Annotated in this window: 16 protein-coding genes; 9 read left to right on the top strand and 7 right to left on the bottom strand. The window is 72.5% G+C overall.

Going from position 1 to position 18,062, the window contains the following annotated elements; genetic code table 11:
- Positions 1-104: 104 nt before the first annotated feature.
- On the bottom strand, positions 105-725 hold the full coding sequence (locus tag ABZ340_RS19925) for a nucleoside triphosphate pyrophosphatase (RefSeq protein WP_358783102.1): 621 nt from the start codon (positions 723-725) through the stop codon (positions 105-107).
- Between the two features lie 31 nt (positions 726-756).
- Positions 757-885: a hypothetical protein gene (locus ABZ340_RS19930; RefSeq protein WP_358783103.1), complete on the bottom strand. Its 129-nt coding sequence runs from the start codon at positions 883-885 to the stop codon at positions 757-759.
- Positions 886-1,019: 134 nt separating this feature from the next.
- On the opposite strand from ABZ340_RS19930, the gene ABZ340_RS19935 reads away from it, so the two are divergent.
- Positions 1,020-2,150 carry an SGNH/GDSL hydrolase family protein gene (locus ABZ340_RS19935; RefSeq protein ID WP_358783104.1) on the top strand — a complete coding sequence of 377 codons (1,131 nt, stop codon included), beginning with the start codon at positions 1,020-1,022 and terminating at the stop codon, positions 2,148-2,150.
- A 4-nt stretch (positions 2,151-2,154) separates the two neighbouring features.
- On the opposite strand, the gene ABZ340_RS19940 is transcribed toward ABZ340_RS19935, so the two are convergent.
- Together ABZ340_RS19940 and ABZ340_RS19945 are read right to left on the bottom strand one after the other, a co-directional pair.
- Positions 2,155-2,376, bottom strand: a complete 222-nt coding sequence (locus ABZ340_RS19940) for an acyl-CoA carboxylase epsilon subunit (protein WP_358783105.1) — start codon at positions 2,374-2,376, stop codon at positions 2,155-2,157.
- A gap of 24 nt (positions 2,377-2,400) precedes the next feature.
- The gene (locus ABZ340_RS19945; RefSeq protein WP_358783106.1) at positions 2,401-4,005 is read right to left on the bottom strand and encodes an acyl-CoA carboxylase subunit beta; all 1,605 of its coding nucleotides are present in this window, start codon (positions 4,003-4,005) and stop codon (positions 2,401-2,403) included.
- Between the two features lie 110 nt (positions 4,006-4,115).
- Here ABZ340_RS19945 and ABZ340_RS19950 point away from each other — a divergent pair, with 110 nt between their 5' ends.
- The gene (locus ABZ340_RS19950; RefSeq protein ID WP_358783107.1) at positions 4,116-4,982 is read left to right on the top strand and encodes a biotin--[acetyl-CoA-carboxylase] ligase; all 867 of its coding nucleotides are present in this window, start codon (positions 4,116-4,118) and stop codon (positions 4,980-4,982) included.
- 129 nt (positions 4,983-5,111) lie between these two features.
- Positions 5,112-6,236 carry an adenylate/guanylate cyclase domain-containing protein gene (locus ABZ340_RS19955; RefSeq protein WP_358783108.1) on the top strand — a complete coding sequence of 375 codons (1,125 nt, stop codon included), beginning with the start codon at positions 5,112-5,114 and terminating at the stop codon, positions 6,234-6,236.
- 170 nt (positions 6,237-6,406) lie between these two features.
- Here the strand turns inward: ABZ340_RS19955 and ABZ340_RS19960 are convergent, their stop codons facing one another.
- Positions 6,407-7,135, bottom strand: coding sequence for a hypothetical protein (locus ABZ340_RS19960; protein WP_358783109.1), 729 nt, complete (start codon positions 7,133-7,135; stop codon positions 6,407-6,409).
- Positions 7,136-7,348: 213 nt separating this feature from the next.
- On the opposite strand from ABZ340_RS19960, the gene ABZ340_RS19965 reads away from it, so the two are divergent.
- A complete protein-coding gene (locus tag ABZ340_RS19965; protein ID WP_358783110.1) occupies positions 7,349-8,149 on the top strand; it encodes an enoyl-CoA hydratase-related protein in 801 nt (266 codons plus the stop codon).
- Between the two features lie 232 nt (positions 8,150-8,381).
- Positions 8,382-9,485, top strand: a complete 1,104-nt coding sequence (locus ABZ340_RS19970; protein ID WP_358783197.1) for a diguanylate cyclase — start codon at positions 8,382-8,384, stop codon at positions 9,483-9,485.
- A gap of 116 nt (positions 9,486-9,601) precedes the next feature.
- Here ABZ340_RS19970 and ABZ340_RS19975 read toward each other — a convergent pair whose 3' ends face one another.
- Positions 9,602-9,919: a hypothetical protein gene (locus ABZ340_RS19975; protein ID WP_358783111.1), complete on the bottom strand. Its 318-nt coding sequence runs from the start codon at positions 9,917-9,919 to the stop codon at positions 9,602-9,604.
- 109 nt (positions 9,920-10,028) lie between these two features.
- Between ABZ340_RS19975 and ABZ340_RS19980 the strand changes: the two genes are divergently transcribed.
- The 3 genes from ABZ340_RS19980 (at position 10,029) to ABZ340_RS19990 (ending at position 15,531) form a co-directional block, all read left to right on the top strand.
- On the top strand, positions 10,029-10,424 hold the full coding sequence (locus tag ABZ340_RS19980; protein ID WP_358783112.1) for a hypothetical protein: 396 nt from the start codon (positions 10,029-10,031) through the stop codon (positions 10,422-10,424).
- A gap of 238 nt (positions 10,425-10,662) precedes the next feature.
- Positions 10,663-11,910, top strand: coding sequence for an Ig-like domain-containing protein (locus ABZ340_RS19985; protein ID WP_358783113.1), 1,248 nt, complete (start codon positions 10,663-10,665; stop codon positions 11,908-11,910).
- Between the two features lie 321 nt (positions 11,911-12,231).
- Positions 12,232-15,531, top strand: coding sequence for a S8 family peptidase (locus ABZ340_RS19990; RefSeq protein WP_358783114.1), 3,300 nt, complete (start codon positions 12,232-12,234; stop codon positions 15,529-15,531).
- A gap of 155 nt (positions 15,532-15,686) precedes the next feature.
- Here the strand turns inward: ABZ340_RS19990 and ABZ340_RS19995 are convergent, their stop codons facing one another.
- Complete coding sequence (locus tag ABZ340_RS19995) at positions 15,687-16,583, bottom strand: helix-turn-helix transcriptional regulator (protein ID WP_358783115.1); 897 nt, start codon at positions 16,581-16,583, stop codon at positions 15,687-15,689.
- 354 nt (positions 16,584-16,937) lie between these two features.
- Here ABZ340_RS19995 and ABZ340_RS20000 point away from each other — a divergent pair, with 354 nt between their 5' ends.
- The gene (locus ABZ340_RS20000; RefSeq protein WP_358783116.1) at positions 16,938-17,981 is read left to right on the top strand and encodes an NAD(P)-dependent alcohol dehydrogenase; all 1,044 of its coding nucleotides are present in this window, start codon (positions 16,938-16,940) and stop codon (positions 17,979-17,981) included.
- The last annotated feature ends 81 nt before the right edge of the window (positions 17,982-18,062 follow it).

The following is an 18,062-nucleotide window of genomic DNA, read 5'->3' on the forward strand; positions in this document are numbered from 1 at the left end:
CCCGACCGAATCAGCCGAAACAGCCTACTCAGCCGAATCAGCCCAACCGGCCGGGCCGGCCGCCGCCGGGCCCGGCGGCGGCGGGGGCGACGGCGGCGCGTCCCTCAGTTCCCCGCCGGCGCCCACAGGTCCGTGATCGGCACGCCGAGCTCCGCGAGCAGCCGCCGGACCAGCGGCAGGCTGATGCCGATGACGTTGCCGTGGTCGCCGTCGATGCCGTCGATGAAGGGGGCCGAGCGGCCGTCGAGCGTGAACGCCCCGGCGACGTGGAGGGGTTCGCCCGAGGCGACGTAGGCGGCGATCTCCTCGTCGCTGGGCTCGCCGAAGCGGACGACGGTGGAGGCGGTGGCCGAGGCGTAGCGGCCGCTGGCGGTGTCGTGGATGCAGTGGCCGGTCTGCAGGGTGCCGACCCGGCCGCGCATCGCCTTCCAGCGGGCGGTGGCCTCCTCGGCGTCGGCGGGCTTGCCGAGCGCCCGGCCGTCCAGGTCGAGCACGGAGTCGCAGCCGATCACCAGCGCGCCCTGCACCTCGGGTCTGGCGGCCACGACGGACGCCTTGGCCTCGGCGAGGGCGAGGGCGAGCTCGGCGGGGGTGGGGGCGGTGACGGCGTCCTCGTCGACGCCGCTCACGATCACCTCGGGGGCGAGTCCGGCCTGGCGGAGCAGGCCGAGCCGGGCGGGTGACTGGGAGGCGAGAACGAGTCGGCGGCGCGGCTGATCTGTCATGCGGTCAGCGTATCGGCGTCGCCCGGACGCCTCACCTCACTCCGATCACGATCATCGCGAGCACCATGGCCAGCGCCAGGAGAACGCCCATCCGCCGCACCATCCCCTGCGCCTCGCGCAGTTCTTCGGGCGGTTCGTTCTCGGGGTCGGACCACAGCATGCCTGCCATCGTCCGGCGGCCGTCCGGGGCGGCGCCTGAGTACGCGTACTCAACTTGCGGACACGGGAGTAAAAGGGTCTTCGGTTCCGTTAAGCTAAAGGAACTCCAATCCCGTTTGGAAAGGGTGGGTCGTCATGTTCACCACTGCCTGGACCGCGTCACCCCAGCTCCCCAGCGAAGGCTTCACCCCCAACCGGTCCCGCGAGGGCTTCTGGCGCCAGTCGCTGCGCCAGGTCGTCCGCCTGACGGCCGGCGGCGGACGGGTCCGCGTCCGGCTCTCGAACGCGTACGGCACCTCCCCGGTGCGGATCGCGGGCGCCACCGTCGGCCGCACCGCCACCGGGGCCGCGGTGGCGGCCGGCTCGCTCACGCCCCTCACCTTCGGTGGCGAGCGCGGCGCGGAACTGCCCGCGCGCGGCGACCTGGTCAGCGATCCGGCCGCACTCGCCGTCGCCGCCGGGGACCCGGTCACCGTCACCCTGTTCTTCGACGCGGCGACCGGACCCGCCACCTTCCACGCCCAGGCCTTCACCACCGCCTACCGGGGCGCCGGGGACCTGCTGGCGGACGAGCACGGCACGGGCTTCGTCGAGACCACCGAGTCCTGGTACTTCCTCACCGCCGTCGAGACCGACGCCGGGCGCACCGACGGCATCGCCCTGTTCGGCGACTCCCTCACCGACGGCTTCGGCTCCACCCCGAACGCCGGCCGCCGCTGGTCCGACGCGCTCGCCGACCGCACCGGACGGCCCGTCCTCAACGCCGGGATCGGCGGCAACCTGCTGCTCCACGACTCCGCCTGGTACGGGGAGAAGGCGCTCCACCGCCTCCACCGGGACGTCCTCGCCCACCCCGGCGTGGACACCCTGGCCGTCCTGATCGGCGTCAACGACATCGGCTTCGGCGAGACGGACGAGCAGCCGACGTACAAGCCGGCACCCGTCGTGGAGGCGGACGAACTGATCGCCGGTCATCAGGGATTGATACGGCAGGCCGGGGAGCGGGGCCTGCGGGTGATCGGCGCGACGCTGGTGCCCTTCGGCGGCTCCGACCACTGGGGCGAGCACGCCGCCAAGGTGAGCCACGAGGTGAACGAGTGGATCCGCACCGCGGGCGCCTACGACGCGGTCGTGGACTTCGCCCGCTTGCTGGCCGACCCGGCGGACACGGACCGGCTGCGGCCGGCGTACGACTTCGGCGACCACCTGCACCCCAACGACGCCGGGTACGCGGTGATGGCCGAAGCCGTCGCGGCCGTGCTCTAGCGGATCACGCCCCCGGCCAGTAGGTGCGCGCCCACGCGGCCGGCCCCGGCTGCGGCAGGCGGCGGGCGGCCAGGCGGGCCGGGTCGGACCAGGAGGCGCGGGGGGCGCGGGGGGCGGGCGCGCCGGGCGGCGTGGCGTCCGCCGCCGCGGCGCGGGCCCGGACCACCGCCAGGGCGGCGGCCAGCTCCTCCGGGGTCGGGTTGCCCCGTACGACTTTGATGTTCATGACGGCTCCCAGGGGTCCGCGGGCCTACAGGGGGATGTTGCCGTGCTTCTTCGGAGGGAGGGATTCCCGCTTGGTGCGCAGCTGACGCAGGCCGCGCACGATGTGGCGGCGGGTGTCCGAGGGCATGATCACCGCGTCGACGTAGCCGCGTTCGGCGGCGACGTAGGGGCTGAGGAGGGTGTCCTCGTACTCCCGCACCAGCCGGGCGCGGACCGCCTCGACGTCCTCGCCGGCCGCCTCGGCCTCGGCGAGGGTGCGGCGGTGCAGGATGTTGACCGCGCCCTGCGCGCCCATGACCGCGATCTGCGCGGTGGGCCAGGCCAGGTTCAGGTCGGCCCCCAGGTGCTTGGAGCCCATGACGTCGTAGGCGCCGCCGAACGCCTTGCGGGTGATGACCGTGATGAGGGGGACGGTCGCCTCGGCGTAGGCGTAGATCAGCTTGGCGCCGCGGCGGATGATGCCGTCGTGCTCCTGGCCGACGCCCGGCAGGAAGCCGGGGACGTCCACGAAGGTCAGCACCGGGATGTTGAAGGCGTCGCAGGTGCGCACGAAGCGGGCCGCCTTCTCGCTGGCCTTGATGTCCAGGCACCCGGCGAACTGCATCGGCTGGTTGGCGACGATCCCGACCGGGTGGCCCTCCACCCGCCCGAAGCCGGTGACGATGTTCGGCGCGTACAGCGGCTGCGTCTCGAAGAACTCGGCGTCGTCCAGGACGTGCTCGATCACCGCGTGCATGTCGTACGGCTGGTTGGCGCTGTCCGGGACGATCACGTCCAGCTCGCGGTCCTCGTCGGTGACGGAGAGGTCCGCCTCCTCCGGGAACGCCGGGGGCTCGGAGAGGTTGTTGGACGGCAGGTACGACAGCAGCTGCTTGACGTACTCGATCGCGTCCTTCTCGTCGCCGGCCATGTGGTGGGCCACGCCCGAGGCCGTGTTGTGGGTGCGGGCGCCGCCCAGCTCCTCGAAGCCGACGTCCTCGCCGGTGACGGTCTTGATGACGTCGGGGCCGGTGATGAACATGTGCGAGGTCTGGTCGACCATGACCGTGAAGTCGGTGATCGCGGGCGAGTACACCGCGCCGCCCGCGCACGGGCCGACCACCAGGCTGATCTGCGGGATCACCCCGGAGGCGTGCGTGTTGCGGCGGAAGATCTCCCCGTACGCGCCGAGGGAGGCCACGCCCTCCTGGATGCGGGCGCCGCCGGAGTCGTTGATGCCGATGACCGGGCAGCCGGTCTTCAGCGCGAAGTCCATCACCTTGACGATCTTCTGGCCGTAGACCTCGCCCAGCGCCCCGCCGAAGACGGTGAAGTCCTGCGAGAACACGGCGACCGGGCGCCCGTCGACCGTCCCGTAGCCGGTGACGACCCCGTCGCCGTACGGGCGGTTCTTCTCCAGGCCGAAGTGGGTGGAGCGGTGCCGGGCGAACTCGTCCAGTTCGACGAAGGACCCCTCGTCGAGCAGCAGGCCGATCCGCTCACGGGCCGTCAGCTTGCCCTTGGCGTGCTGCTTTTCGACGGCGCGTTCCGAACCGGCGTGCGTGGCTTCCTCGATACGGCGCTGGAGGTCCGCGAGCTTGCCCGCGGTCGTGTGGGTGTCAGGCTGCTGCAGCTCTTCCGGCTCGGACATCGGGACGCGGCTCCCTGCCTGCTCAAAAGTGGGTTCGGTTACTCATCCGCAGCGTAGTGGGGTGCCTACCGATCGGCAGTGCGGCGTTTACCACACCTAGGGTGGCTTGCATGACGCCGCGAGATGCATCAGACGGAAACAGCAGCCGGTGGTCCGACCTGGACCGCCCGCCCCTCAACGCCGCCGCGCTGCGGCGCGGGCTGCTACGGGAGGGCGGGCTGTGGACGGAGGTGGAGGTGGTGCAGCGCACCGGCTCCACCAACTCCGACCTGACCGCCCGCGCCGCCGCCGGGAAGGCCGCCGAGGGCGCCGTCCTCGTCGCCGAGGAGCAGACCGCCGCCCGGGGCCGCCTGGACCGGCAGTGGACGGCACCGCCCCGCTCCGGCCTCTTCTTCTCCGTCCTGCTCGCCCCCGCCGAGATCCCGCCGGCCCGCTGGGGCTGGCTGCCGCTGCTCACCGGCGTCGCCGTGGCGACCGGCCTGTCCCGGGCGGCGGGCGTCGACACCGCGCTCAAGTGGCCCAACGACCTGCTGGTCACCGTCGGCGGCGAGGAGCGCAAGGCCGGCGGCATCCTCGCCGAGCGGGCCGGCGCCGACGGCGTCGTCATCGGCGTCGGCCTCAACGTCACCCTGCGCGCCCACGAGCTGCCGGTGCCGCACGCCGGGTCGCTGGCGCTGGCCGGGGCGGTGAACACCGACCGGGACCCGCTGCTGCGGGGCGTGCTGCGGTCGCTGGAGGACTGGTACGGGCGGTGGCGGGCCGCGGACGGCGACCCCGCCGCGTGCGGCCTCCAGGAGACGTACGCCGCCGGCTGCGCGACGCTGGGCCGCAGGGTGCGGGCCGAGCTGCCCGGCGACCGGGCGGTCGTCGGGGAGGCCGTCGCCGTCGACGGGGACGGCAGGCTGGTGCTGGCCACGGAGGACGGCGTCCAGGAGCCGGTGGGCGCGGGGGACATCGTCCATCTGCGGCCCGCCTGAGATCCCCTTCCGTCCGGGGCTCCGAGGGGTGCGCGGGCCGCCCGGGCTGCGGGAGTGAGCTGGCGCACACCTGACGTAAAGTTGGGGCCGGTCGGTACCTGACCGCGGCAGATCGGAAGGGCAGCAGGCGTGACCGTCGACGACACGGGCTCCGGCACGGCCGGGGACGGCCGGGGGGAACCCCGCCCCGCCGACCCCGGAGAGGACCCGCTCGCGCTCCGCCTCGAACAGCTCATCCTGGGCGCGGAGCGCCGCTACACCCCCTTCCAGGCGGCCCGCAGCGCGGGCGTCTCCATGGAGCTGGCCTCCCGCTTCTGGCGGGCCATGGGCTTCGCCGACATCGGGCAGGCCAAGGCGCTCACCGAGGCCGACGTGCTGGCCCTGCGGCGCCTGGCCGGTCTGGTGGAGGCGGGCCTGCTCAGCGAGGCGATGGCCGTGCAGGTGGCCCGCTCCACCGGGCAGACCACCGCCCGGTTGGCCGAATGGCAGATCGACTCCTTCCTGGAGGGCCTGACCGAGCCGCCCGAGCCCGGCATGACCCGCACCGAGGTCACGTATCCCCTGATCGAGCTGCTCCTGCCGGAGCTGGAGGAGTTCCTCGTCTACGTCTGGCGGCGCCAGCTCGCCGCCGCCACCGGCCGCGTCGTGCAGGCCGCCGACGACGAGGAGATGGTCGACCGGCGCCTGGCCGTCGCCTTCGCCGACCTGGTCGGCTTCACCCGGCTGACCCGCCGCATGGAGGAGGAGGAACTCGGCGAGCTCGTCGAGGCCTTCGAGACCACCGCCGCCGACCTGGTGGCGGCACGCGGCGGCCGGCTCATCAAGACCCTCGGCGACGAGGTGCTGTACGCCGCCGACGACGCGGGCACGGCCGCCGAGATCGCCCTGCGCCTCATCGAGACCCTGGCGAACGACGAGACGATGCCGGAGCTGCGCGTCGGCATGGCCTTCGGCACGGTCACCACCCGCATGGGCGACGTCTTCGGCACCACCGTGAACCTGGCCTCCCGGCTCACCTCCATAGCCCCCCGCGACGCCGTCCTCGTCGACAGCGCCTTCGCCCAGGAGCTCATCCGCACCGGGGACGCCCCGGCCTCCGAGGCGCAGGCGGCCGAGGAAGCCGCCGCCGCGGAGAAGGAGGGCACGGAGCCGCCGGCGTACCGCTTCGCCCTCCAGCCGATGTGGCAGCGGCCGGTGCGCGGGCTCGGCGTGGTCGAGCCGTGGCTGCTGAACCGGCGCGGCGGGGAGTCCTAGCGCCGTCCCTGCCGTTCCTGCCGTCCCTTCCCTGGCCGTCGCACGCTCCGGGGGCTGCGGAGGCTACGGGTCCGGGGCTGCGGAGGCTACGGGTCCGGGGGCTATGGGCGCTATGGATCCGGGGGCTATGGGGGCTATGAGGCCGGGGGCCATGGGGGCCACGGGGCCCGTCAGTCGTCGCCGCCCCGGAAGTCCAGGCACAGGTCGATGACCGGTACGCACAGACCGGGCCGGTCCGGCTCCGGGGACGGCGTGGGGCGGGGCGGGGCCGGTGCCGGAGCGGACGGGGGACGCGGCGAGGGGAGCTCCGAGTGCGGCGGGCGAGGGGCCGGGGGCCGCGCGCCGTCCGGTTCACCCGGTGCCGCGGAGGGGCCCCGGGCGCTCGGCCCGTCCGGTCCGTCCGGTCCGTCCGGTCCGTTCGGGGTGTTCGGAAGGTGGGGGATGGTCGTCCCCTTCCCGGTGTCCCCGGTGTCCCCGGTGTTCCCGGCGTCCGGCGTGGTGCCGTCTGGGGCGGGGGCCGGTGTGCGGCCGGGGGCCGTGGACGCCCGCAAGCCGCCCATGGCGGAGGTCGCCGAGGGGCTCGGCCGGCCCGCGCCCGGCGCGGTTCCCCCGCCCGGCACCGGGGCCGTGACCGGAGCCGGGTCCGTGACCGGGTGCGAGGGCGCGGCCTGCGCGGTATCGGAGCCGCCCGTGCCCGGGTCCGGGACGATGCGTACGAGGCTCAGGGCGCCGGCCGCCAGCGCGAGGCCGCCCGCGCCGAGCAGCAGCCTGCGGGGGCGGGGCGGCCGGCGGTGACGGCCGCGTGGCCCCCACGGGCGGGGCACCGCGGCGTCCGGCGGGGGCGGTGCCGTCCCGGAACCGGGGCAGTGGTGCGGTGTGGCCGGTGTGTCCGTCGTCATCGTGTTCCCTCCCCGGAGCGCACACCCCCCGGTGCGCCGTGGCGAGCGCACGCTATGCGCTCCCCGGGCGCGGGCGAGCGGAAGTCGGCGGACTGTCACTCGAACGGGTACGCGGGCGGTGGGGCGGGAACCGGGCGTCCCGCCTTCCCCCGCGCGGCCGGCCCTGCGATGATCGGAAGCGGTCTTGTTAACTGGCGTTAACCGGAGGGTGTCATGAGCGAGGAGCGGTTCGGGGAGTTCGTCCTGGTGCGGCGGCATGCGGACGGGCATGTCGCGGAGCTCGCGCTCGACCGGCCGAAGGCCATGAACGCCGTCTCGACCGAGATGGCCCGGTCCCTCACCGCCGCCTGCGCGGCGCTGGGCGGCGACCGGAACGTACGGGCCGTGGTGCTGACCTCGACGCACGAGCGGGCGTTCTGCGTCGGGGCCGACCTGAAGGAGCGGAACTCCTTCAGCGACGCCGACCTGCTGCGGCAGCGGCCCGTGGCGCGGGCGGCGTACACCGGTGTGCTGGAGCTGCCGGTGCCGGCGATCGCGGCCGTGCACGGGTTCGCGCTGGGCGGCGGGTTCGAGCTGGCGCTGTCGTGCGACCTGATCGTCGCCGACCGTACGGCCGTGGTGGGGCTGCCCGAGGTGTCCGTCGGGGTGATCCCCGGCGGTGGCGGGACGCAGCTGCTGCCGCGGCGGGTGGGGGCGGCCCGGGCGGCCGAGCTGGTCTTCACGGCACGCCGGGTCCAGGCCGCGGAGGCGGCGGAGCTGGGGCTCGTCGACCAGCTGGTGGACGAGGGACGGGACCGGGAGGAGGCGCTGGCGCTGGCGTCCCGGATCGCCGCGAACTCGCCCGTCGGGCTGCGGGCGGCCAAGAAGGCGCTGCGGCTCGGACACGGGCTGGACCTGCGGGCCGGGCTGGAGATCGAGGACGCGGCGTGGCGGACGGTGGCGTTCTCGGGGGACCGGGCGGAGGGGGTCGCGGCGTTCAACGAGAAGCGCGCGCCGCGGTGGCCGGGGGAGTGACGGAAAGGGCAGGAGGGACAGGAGGGACAGGAGGGGGAGGAGGAACCGGAGGAACGGGAGGAACCGGAGGAACGGGAGGAGAGGGGCGTAGTGAGTGGCCGGGGAGGGGGAAAGGGGGCGGGTGATCCCCGTTCGCCGCATCAATGTCCCGGTTTGTCTCGATCCTCCCTAGCCTGGAGTGATGGGTGGTGAGGACAGCCGACTCGCGGCCGTGGTGGCGCTGGCACAGGGCATGGCGGCGGCGCGCAGCTCCCGTGAGACGTGGCGCGCGGCGGCCACCGGGGCGTGCCGGGCGCTGGGCGGGAGCTTCGCCGCGCTGTCGGTGTGGGAGCGGGAGCTGGGCCGGCTGCGCGTCCTGGTGAACGTCGGGGAGCGGGTGGACGGCGAGGAGGAGTTCCCGGACGACGAGTCCTACCCGGTGCACCAGTTCGCGGAGATCACCGAGTTTCTGCACGAACGCTGGGCCGGGGGCGGCGAGCCCGGCGCCTGGGTGGAGACCGCCGAAGGCCCGGCCGCCGGACGCCCCGGCTACGTCCACCAGCGCGTCGCCGCCCTGCGCCGCCGCGGACGCGGCTGCTGCGTGGTCGCGCCGATCGTGCTGCACGGGCGGGCCTGGGGCGAGCTGTACGTCGCCCGCCCGGCCGGCGCCCCCCTCTTCGCCCGGGCCGACGCCGACTTCGCCACCGTCCTGGCCTCCGTCGCCGCCGCCGGCATCGCCCAGACCGAGCGGCTGGAGGAGGTGAAGCGGCTGGCGTTCACCGACGCGCTCACCGGGCTCGCCAACCGCCGCGCCGTCGACGCCCGCCTGGACGAGGCGATCGAGCGGCACCGCCGGGAGGGGGTCGTCGTCAGCCTCGTCGTCTGCGACCTCAACGGGCTCAAGCGGGTCAACGACACCTGCGGGCACGCGACCGGCGACCGGCTCCTGGAGCGTTTCGGGACGGTGCTGTCGCTGTGCGGCGCCATGGTGCCGGGCGCGCTCGCGGCCCGCCTCGGCGGCGACGAGTTCTGCCTGCTCGCGGTCGGGCCGCCCGCCGACGCGGTGGTCAAGGCGGCCGACGAACTGTGCCGCCGTGCCGCCGAGATGGAGCTCGGTGACGGTGTGGCCTGCGGGGTCGCCTCCACCGAGGACCCGATCGGGCCCGTGGTCTCCGCCCGCCGGCTGTTCCGGCTCGCCGACGCCGCCCAGTACCGCGCCAAGGCCGAGCGGGCGACCCGGCCGGTCGTCGCCGGCCGCGAGGGGCCCGAGGACCCCGTCGTACGGCTCGCGGACGAGCCGTCCCGGGGGGCGGACGGGGAGCGCCGCCGGTTCCGGGGGCGGCACTCGCCGGAGTGACACCGGGCGGTGACTCCGGACGGTGACTCCGGAGGGACGACTCCGGAGGGACGACTCCGGAGAAAAGGGCCGCCGGTTCCGGGCCGGCGGGGTGAGTCAAAGGTCCGTCAAGTCGCTCACGTGCCCAGGCGTTCGCGGCGCACCGAGTAGACGACGAACCCGGCGCCGAGTGTGAGGAAGAGCGTGCCGCCGACGACGTACGGCGTGCTGTCGAAGCTGCCGGTGTCGGCCAGCCGGGCCTCCTCGCCGGTGGTCGTCGCATGTGCCACGGTGGTGACCCGAGCCTGCTCTGTGACCTGCGAAGACGGGGTCGCCGAGGACGCCTGCAGCGCCGGGTCGTCCGGTGTCGCGTTCGCGGACGGGACGAACCACAGGGCGCACAGCAGGCTGCCCGCGGCGGTGGCGGTCAGCAACGAACGGCGAGCGGATGACACGGAATATCGATCCCCTTGTGGCGCTGGCGAATTGGCCGTGTGGGGCGATGTTAGTGAAAGGCGCGGGTCACGGGAAAGTCACGGGAGCCGACGGCCGTACGCTCCGCACATGAGCACTCCAGAGACATCACGTTTTCTGCGCCTTCGCGTGGAACTCGTCCTCGCGGTGGACGACGAGGAGGCGGTCACCGGCGCCGCGCTGCAGCGGATCGCCGGCGACCCCGACATGCCCGGCGAGGAGCAGACGCATGCGCAGAACGCAGTGACGGAAGACACCGCGGAGGCCCTGGCCTATCTCGTGGACCCGTTCGACCTGGTCAGCGAGGTGCCGGGGATCGAACTCCAGCAGGCCTCGTGGAGCAGTGAGCGAATCGACTACGACCCCGACTCGCCCGAGTGGGACCTCGACGAGGATGATGGCGGGCAGGACGACGCGGAAGACGCGGAAGACGCGGACGTAGAGGACGCGGAAGACGCGGACGGCGTGCGGAGGACGGCCGGCTGACGCGGCGGGGGGAGGACGCGGCCCCCGGGCGGCAACCGCCGTCCGGGGGCCCGTCGTCTCCGGGGATGTACGGGCCGCGCCCGCACCGTCCCGGGGGGTGCGGCGGACGCGACAGGGGACGTGGTGTGTCCCACACATACCAGGGATGTGGAACCGGGCGAACCGGTCGTAACGTTGGACGTTTGTGACGGGGTATCCCGGGGTTTTCCGGGAATCGGCAACGATGGAGAAGCGTGTGATGACCAACAGTAGGCGGCGCAAGGGCCTGGCGGCCGCGTCCGCACTGCTCGGCGGTGTGCTGGTGCTCTCGGCCTGTTCCGGCGGCGACGACGGCGCCTCCGGTGGGAGCGACGGCTCCTCGCAGGCCACGGTCGACAAGGCGGCGGCCGAGAAGACGTCCGAGGCCCAGATCGAGATCACCCCCAAGGACGGCTCGTCCAACGCCTCCATCAACAACTCCGCCACGGTGACCGTGCGCAAGGGCACGCTCACGCAGGTCAAGATGGTCACGACCGACGGCACCGAGGTCAGCGGCCAGATATCCGCCGACAAGAAGAGCTGGAAGCCCACCGGCCAGCTGGAGCGGGCCACCACCTACAAGGTGAGCGCCACCGCGACGGACTCCGAGGGCCGCGCCGCGCACGAGAACGCGTCCTTCACCACGGTCTCCCCGGCCAACAGCTTCATCGGCACCTTCACCCCGGACGACGGCACCACGGTCGGCGTCGGCATGCCCGTGTCGATCAACTTCGACAAGGCGATCACCAACAAGGCCGCCGTCCAGAAGGGCATCACGGTCAGCACGACCAGCGGCCAGGAGGTCGCCTGCCACTGGTTCAACGCCAACCGCATGGACTGCCGCCCCGAGAACTACTGGCAGGAGGGCTCGACCGTCACCCTGAAGCTGGCGCTCGACGGAGTCGAGGGCGCCGACGGCGTCTACGGCGTCCAGCAGAAGACGGTCACCTTCAAGATCGGCCGCAACCAGGTCTCCTACGTCGACGCGCAGACCAAGCAGATGAAGGTCACGCAGGACGGCAAGGTCGTCCGGACCATCCCCATCTCCGCCGGCTCGCCCGAGAACAAGACGTACGAGGGCCAGATGGTGATCTCCGAGAAGTTCAAGGAGACCCGGATGAACGGCGCGACGGTCGGCTTCACCGACGACGACGGCGAGGGCGAGTACGACATCAAGGACGTGCCGCACGCCATGCGTCTGAGCACCTCCGGCACCTTCATCCACGGCAACTACTGGGGTGCCAAGTCCATCTTCGGCAGCGCCAACACCAGCCACGGCTGCGTGGGCCTGTCCGACACCAAGGGCGCCAACGACCCGAACACGCCGGGTGCCTGGTTCTACAACAACTCCCTCATCGGTGACGTGGTCGTCGTCCAGAACACCGGCGACAAGACCATCGCCCCGGACAACGGCCTCAACGGCTGGAACATGAGCTGGGAGCAGTGGAAGGCGGGCTCGGCGATCTGACGCCCTCGCACCGCCCGGCCCCATCGCGTGGTGGGCCGCACGTCCTGATCATGTGGTGGGCCGCACGGCCCGATCGCGTGGTGGGCCGTGCGGCCCAATCCGGCGGCGATGTAACGAAGTTCGCGGTGATGTAACGCCGCCCGTCGATTGCGTAACAGTTGGCAGGCGATTGCCCTGCCGCGCCTCGTATCGGCCCCTTTTCCCTTGAGTGCCTGATCACCCCTCGGCATACTGCCCCTTCCGGGGGGTGCACGTGTGTGCGAGACCACCCCCGGCCGGGTGAACGGGGATATCCGCCCGGTACTTCTGCAAGGGGGAAACTTGCGCAGACAAGTGAAGAGAGCATGCGGGGCGACCGTCGCCACGGCGGTGGCCGTGGCCCTCGCGGCGGGCATGACCGGCCCGGCCGCGGCACAGGGGGAGGGGACGACGGCCGGTGCCGCCGCCCGGGCCTCGGTCACCGGACAGCAGCGCGTCACGCTGATCACCGGCGACCGGGTCGTCGTGGACGCCAAGGGCCGGGTCACCGGCCTGGAGCGGGCGAAGGGCCGTGAGCACATACCCGTCCAGATACGCAGGACCGACGGGCACACGCTCGTCGTCCCGGCCGACGCCGCCCGCCTGGTCGCCGACGGCAAGCTGGACCAGCGTCTGTTCGACGTCACCGAACTCACCGAGTCCGCCACCCGCAAGGCCCAGAAGAAGGGCCTGAAGGTCATCGTCGGCTACCGGGGGGCCGCCGCCGGCGCCAAGGCCGACGTCCGCGACGCGGGCACCGTGCGCCGCACCCTGAAGTCCCTCAACGCGGACGCGGTGCAGACCCCGCACGAGGACGCCCCCGAGCTGTGGGACGCGGTCACCGACGGCGACAGCACCGCCTCCGGCATCGCGCACGTCTGGCTCGACGGCGTCCGCAAGGCCAGCCTCGACACGTCGGTGCCGCAGATCGGCGCGCCCAAGGCGTGGGCCGCCGGCTACGACGGCAAGGGCATCAAGATCGCCGTCCTGGACACCGGCGTCGACACCACCCACGCCGACCTGAAGAACCAGGTCGTCGCCTCGAAGAACTTCTCCGTCTCGCCCGACGCGACCGACAAGTACGGCCACGGCACGCACGTCGCCTCCATCGCGGCCGGCGCCGGCCCGAAGTACAAGGGTGTCGCCCCCGGCGCCAAGCTGCTCAACGCCAAGGTGCTCAGCGACGACGGCTTCGGCGACGACTCCGGCATCCTCGCCGGCATGGAGTGGGCGGCCGAGCAGGGCGCCGACATCGTCAACCTCAGCCTGGGCGGCATGGACACCCCCGAGATCGACCCGCTGGAAGCGCAGGTGAACAAGCTCTCCGAGCAGAAGGGCATCCTGTTCGCCATCGCCGCCGGCAACGAGGGCGAGTTCGGCGACCAGACCGTCGGCTCGCCGGGCAGCGCCGCCTCCGCCCTGACCGTCGGCGCGGTCGACGACAAGGACCGGCTCGCGGACTTCTCCAGCCGCGGCCCCGGCATGGACGGCGCCCTCAAGCCGGACGTGACCGCGCCCGGCGTCGACATCACCGCCGCCTCCGCGAAGAACAGCGTCATCGCCCAGGAGGTCGGCGAGAAGCCGGCCGGGTACGTCACCATCTCCGGTACGTCGATGGCGACCCCGCACGTCGCGGGCGCCGCCGCGCTCCTCAAGCAGCAGCATCCGGACTGGACGTACGCCGAGCTGAAGGGCGCGCTGACGGGCTCGGCCAAGAGCGGGAAGTACACCCCGTTCGAGCAGGGCTCCGGCCGCATCCAGGTCGACAAGGCAGCCGCGCAGACCGTGGTCGCCGACCCGGTGTCGGTCGGCTTCGGCGTGCAGCAGTGGCCGCACACCGACGACAAGCCGGTCACCAAGCAGCTGACGTACCGCAACCTCGGCACCGAGGACGTCACGCTCACCCTCTCCATGACCGCCCTCGACCCCAAGGGACGCCCGGCGCCCGCCGGCTTCTTCAAGGCGGACGCGGACAAGGTCACCGTCCCCGCGGGCGGCACGGCCTCCGTCGGCCTCACCGCCGACACCCGGCTGGGCGGCACGCTCGACGGCGCCTACTCGGCGTACGTCACGGCGACCGGCGGCGGGCAGACCGTCCGCACGGCGGCGGCGGTGCAGCGCGAGGTGGAGTCCTACGACGTCACCGTCAAGCACATCGGCCGGGACGGCCGGCCCACGGACCGGCACAACACCATGCTCGGCGGCTACGGCGGCCTGGGCGACGGCCGCTTCTACCAGGTCCCGGCCGCCGGCACCGCCACGGTGCGGGTGGTCAAGGGCACGTACCTGCTGGACGCCTGGATCACCAAGGACGTCGAGTCGTTCGCGGGCGGCGTCGACTGGCTGGTGCAGCCCAAGCTGAACGTCACCAGGAACACCACGGTGACGCTCGACGCGCGCACCGCCAAGCCGGCCCGCATCACGATCCCGGACGCCAAGGCCAAGCAGTTGTCCGCGATGGTCAGCTACTACTACGACCCGGCGGGCGGCGCCGGCCTGGGCCTCGGCTCCTTCGCCGACCTGCGCATCGCCCACGTCGGCCCCGAGGTCGCCGACGGTCTCCAGCAGACCTGGTACGGCCAGTGGACCAAGGGCGAGGACACCGAGTACGACGTGGCCACCACGGCCACGGTCAGGAAGCTCCAGGGCGACAAGGTCCGGCACTTCAAGGCGAGCGAGCTCGCCCGGGTGAAGAACAACCTCGGCGCCACCGCCCCCGGCAAGACCGGCGGCCTCACCCCCCTGGGCGAGTTCCCCGAGGACATCGTCTTCGGCAACGCCGTCGAGCAGAAGCTGCCCGGCGCGCGCACGCTGTACCTGTCGACGTCCGACAAGATCAAGTGGTCGTTCGACTTCGAGCAGTACAACGGCCGGGACGCCGAGGGCTGGCCGGTCGTCGAGGCCGTCTACACGCTGGGCGCCCCGCAGACCTTCCGGGCGGGCCGGTCGTACACGAAGACCTTCAACACGGCGGTCTTCGGCCCGCACCTGAGCGCGGACTACGGCATCTTCCGCGAGGAGAACCACCTCTACGGCGAGCTGCCGCTGTTCGCCGACGGCCAGACCCACGCCGGCTCGTCGGACTTCACCTCGGCCGTCACCACCCTCTACCGCAACGGCACCAAGATCGGCTCGAACGAGGACCCGCTCTTCGGCGAGGAGGCCTTCGAGGTCCCGGCGGGCGACGCCGAGTACCGGCTGACGACGTCCGTCCAGCGCAGCGCCCGCGTCGCGGCGGCCTCCACCCGCATCGACGCGAGCTGGACCTTCCGCTCCAAGCGCACCGCCGACACCACCCAGCTGCCCGCCTCCACGGTCCGCTTCGACGCGGCCACCGGCCTGGACGGCAAGGCCCCGGCCGGCAAGACGGCCGTCGTCCCGGTCACCGTCGAGGGCGCGGCCAAGGGCGGCAACCTCAAGTCGCTGCTGGTGTACGTGTCGTACGACCACGGCAAGAACTGGAAGAGGGTCACCGTCAAGGGCGGCAAGATCACCGTCAAGAACCCGGCGAAGGGGAAGGCGATCTCCTTCCACGCCAAGATCGCCGACAAGAAGGGCAACAAGTCGACCCTGTCGATCTACAACGCGTACTACGGCAAGTAGGCACGCACCCAGGCCCGTACGTCCGTAAGCCCGTAGGTCCGTAGGTACGCGGGCCGCGGCGGACGGACCGTGAGCGCACGGCCTGTCCGGGCCCCGGGACTCCCGGGGTTCCGGACAGGCCGTCCGCGTGTCATCGACGTCCCGGGACGGCACACCTAGGGCGCCGGCGCCGCGGTCCCCGCCCCCGAGCGCGTCGCGTCCGCCCCCCAGCTCGCCAGCAGGCGCAGCGCCTCGGCCGACGGGGAGCCCGGTTCGGCGTGGTACGTGATCAGGGACTGCTCGCTGTCGTCGACGAGCTGGAACGTCTCGAACGACAGGGTCAGCTCACCGGCCAGCGGATGCCGCAGCCGCTTCACCCCGTAGCTCTTCTCCTTCACGTCGTGCGTGGCCCACAGCCGCCGGAACTCCTCGCTCTTCACGGACAGCTCGCCCACCAGGGCCGCCAGCCGCGGGTCGTCCGGATGGCAGCCCGCGTCCATGCGCAGATAGCTGACCACGTCGGACGCCTTCTGCTCCCAGTCCACGAACAGCTCGCGGTAGGCGGGCCGCAGGAACACCAGCCGCGCCCAGTTCCGCTCCTGCGCCGGCAGCTCGTCCCAGTCGCCGAAGAGGGCCGCCGCCGCCCGGTTCCAGGCCAGGACGTCGGTGCGCCGACCCGTGATGTACGCGGGCACACCGTCGAGGGAGTCCAGCAGGTGCCGCAGCGCGGGCCGCACCTGCCGCGTGCGCGCCGCCGCCTTCCTCTTGTGCTGCTTCGGCTTGGCCAGATGCGTCAGGTGCGCGTGCTCGGCGTCGCTCAGCCGCAGCGCGCGGGCGATGGAGTCCAGCACCTCCGCCGACACGTTCTGCCCGTTGCCCTGCTCCAGGCGTGTGTAGTACGCCACCGACACCCCGGCCAGCTGCGCCAGCTCCTCCCGGCGCAGCCCCGGCACCCGGCGGCGGTGCCCGTACGCCGGCAGCCCCACGTCCTGGGGCTTCAGCCGGGCCCGCCGGGAGCGCAGGAACTCGCTGAGCTCGGCACGCCGGTCCAGGCCCCCACCGGCCTCGCGCACGGAAGCGGCCGGATCTGATGCCTCAGATGCATCAAGTGCATCAGGTGCATCAGGTGCATCGGATGCATCAGGTGCATCGGATGCATCAGGTGGAACGGATGCATCAGGTGGAACGGATGCATCAGGTGGAGCGGATGGAACGGGTGGAGCGGATGGAACGGGTGGATCGGGCTGTGCGTCCATATATCCAGTATTCACGGTCGCACACACGGCAGTCTGACCCCGCCAGTGGTACGCACGGCGAACGTAGGCAAAGCCGTGGTCTGGGTGGGTCCCGGCCGTTTTGGCAGGCTGGACGCCATGCCCGGCGGAAAGGCAGCCGGGCACGCACCACCTCTGCTAGGAGACCCCGGCATGACCACCCCTGTTGCCGCGTACGCCGCCCCCGCCGCCAAGGCTCCGCTGGAGCGCACCACCATCGAGCGGCGCGAGGTCGGTGCGTACGACGTCCTGATCGACATCAAGTTCGCCGGTATCTGCCACTCCGACATCCACCAGGTCCGCGAGGGCTGGGGCGAGGCGATCTTCCCGATGGTCCCCGGTCACGAGATCGCGGGCGTGGTCTCCCAGGTCGGTTCCGGCGTGACCGGGTTCGCCGTCGGCGACCGGGTGGGCGTCGGCTGCATGGTCGACTCCTGTCGCACGTGCGAATACTGCAAGGCGGGCCTGGAGCAGTACTGCGTCGAGGGCGCCGTGATGACGTACAACGCCATCGGCAAGGACGGGCAGCCCACCCACGGCGGCTACGCGCAGAAGATCGTCGTCGACGAGAACTACGTCGTCCGCATCCCCGACGGGCTGGCCCTGGACGAGGCCGCGCCCCTGCTGTGCGCCGGCATCACCACGTACTCCCCGCTGAAGCACTGGAACGCCGGCCCCGGCAAGAAGGTCGCCGTCGTCGGCATGGGCGGCCTCGGCCACCTCGGCGTCAAGATCGCCCACGCTCTCGGTGCCGAGGTGACCGTCCTGTCGCAGTCCCTGCGCAAGAAGGACGACGGCCTGAAGCTGGGCGCCGACCACTACCACGCCACCAGCGACCCGGCCACCTTCGAGCAGCTCGCGGGCACCTTCGACCTGATCCTCTCCACGGTCTCGGCCCCGCTCGACTTCGGCGCGTACCTGGGGCTGCTGAAGACGGACGGCGCCCTGGTGAACGTCGGCGCCCCGGAGGAGCCGGTCTCCCTCAACCTCTTCTCGCTGATCGGCGGCCGCAAGACCCTCGCCGGCTCCAGCATCGGCGGCATCCGCGAGACCCAGGAGATGCTGGACTTCTGCGCCGCGCACGGCATCGGTGCCGAGATCGAGCTGATCGCCGCGTCGGAGATCAACGAGGCGTACGAGCGGGTGCTCGCCAGCGACGTCCGCTACCGGTTCGTGATCGACACGGCGACGATCTGACGCGGGACCGCCCGCAGGCCCGCCCGCCGTCGGCGTGACCGGAGACCGAGGACGGAAGGCGGAGTCCGGTCACGCCGGAGG

Source organism: Streptomyces sp. NPDC006134, assembly GCF_040628835.1.
GTDB lineage: Bacteria > Actinomycetota > Actinomycetes > Streptomycetales > Streptomycetaceae > Streptomyces.

Bases quoted from the DNA above. Each gene is read 5' to 3' on its own strand.
- ABZ340_RS19965 (WP_358783110.1), top strand. From the start codon at position 7,349: ATGAGCGAGGAGCGGTTCGGGGAGTTCGTCCTGGTGCGGCGGCATGCG.
- ABZ340_RS19970 (WP_358783197.1), top strand. From the start codon at position 8,382: ATGGCGGCGGCGCGCAGCTCCCGTGAGACGTGGCGCGCGGCGGCCACC.
- ABZ340_RS19985 (WP_358783113.1), top strand. From the start codon at position 10,663: ATGACCAACAGTAGGCGGCGCAAGGGCCTGGCGGCCGCGTCCGCACTG.
- ABZ340_RS19960 (WP_358783109.1), bottom strand. From the start codon at position 7,135: ATGACGACGGACACACCGGCCACACCGCACCACTGCCCCGGTTCCGGG.
- ABZ340_RS20000 (WP_358783116.1), top strand. From the start codon at position 16,938: ATGACCACCCCTGTTGCCGCGTACGCCGCCCCCGCCGCCAAGGCTCCG.
- ABZ340_RS19930 (WP_358783103.1), bottom strand. From the start codon at position 885: ATGCTGTGGTCCGACCCCGAGAACGAACCGCCCGAAGAACTGCGCGAG.
- ABZ340_RS19980 (WP_358783112.1), top strand. From the start codon at position 10,029: ATGAGCACTCCAGAGACATCACGTTTTCTGCGCCTTCGCGTGGAACTC.
- ABZ340_RS19945 (WP_358783106.1), bottom strand. From the start codon at position 4,005: ATGTCCGAGCCGGAAGAGCTGCAGCAGCCTGACACCCACACGACCGCG.
- ABZ340_RS19925 (WP_358783102.1), bottom strand. From the start codon at position 725: ATGACAGATCAGCCGCGCCGCCGACTCGTTCTCGCCTCCCAGTCACCC.
- ABZ340_RS19950 (WP_358783107.1), top strand. From the start codon at position 4,116: ATGACGCCGCGAGATGCATCAGACGGAAACAGCAGCCGGTGGTCCGAC.
- ABZ340_RS19935 (WP_358783104.1), top strand. From the start codon at position 1,020: ATGTTCACCACTGCCTGGACCGCGTCACCCCAGCTCCCCAGCGAAGGC.
- ABZ340_RS19940 (WP_358783105.1), bottom strand. From the start codon at position 2,376: ATGAACATCAAAGTCGTACGGGGCAACCCGACCCCGGAGGAGCTGGCC.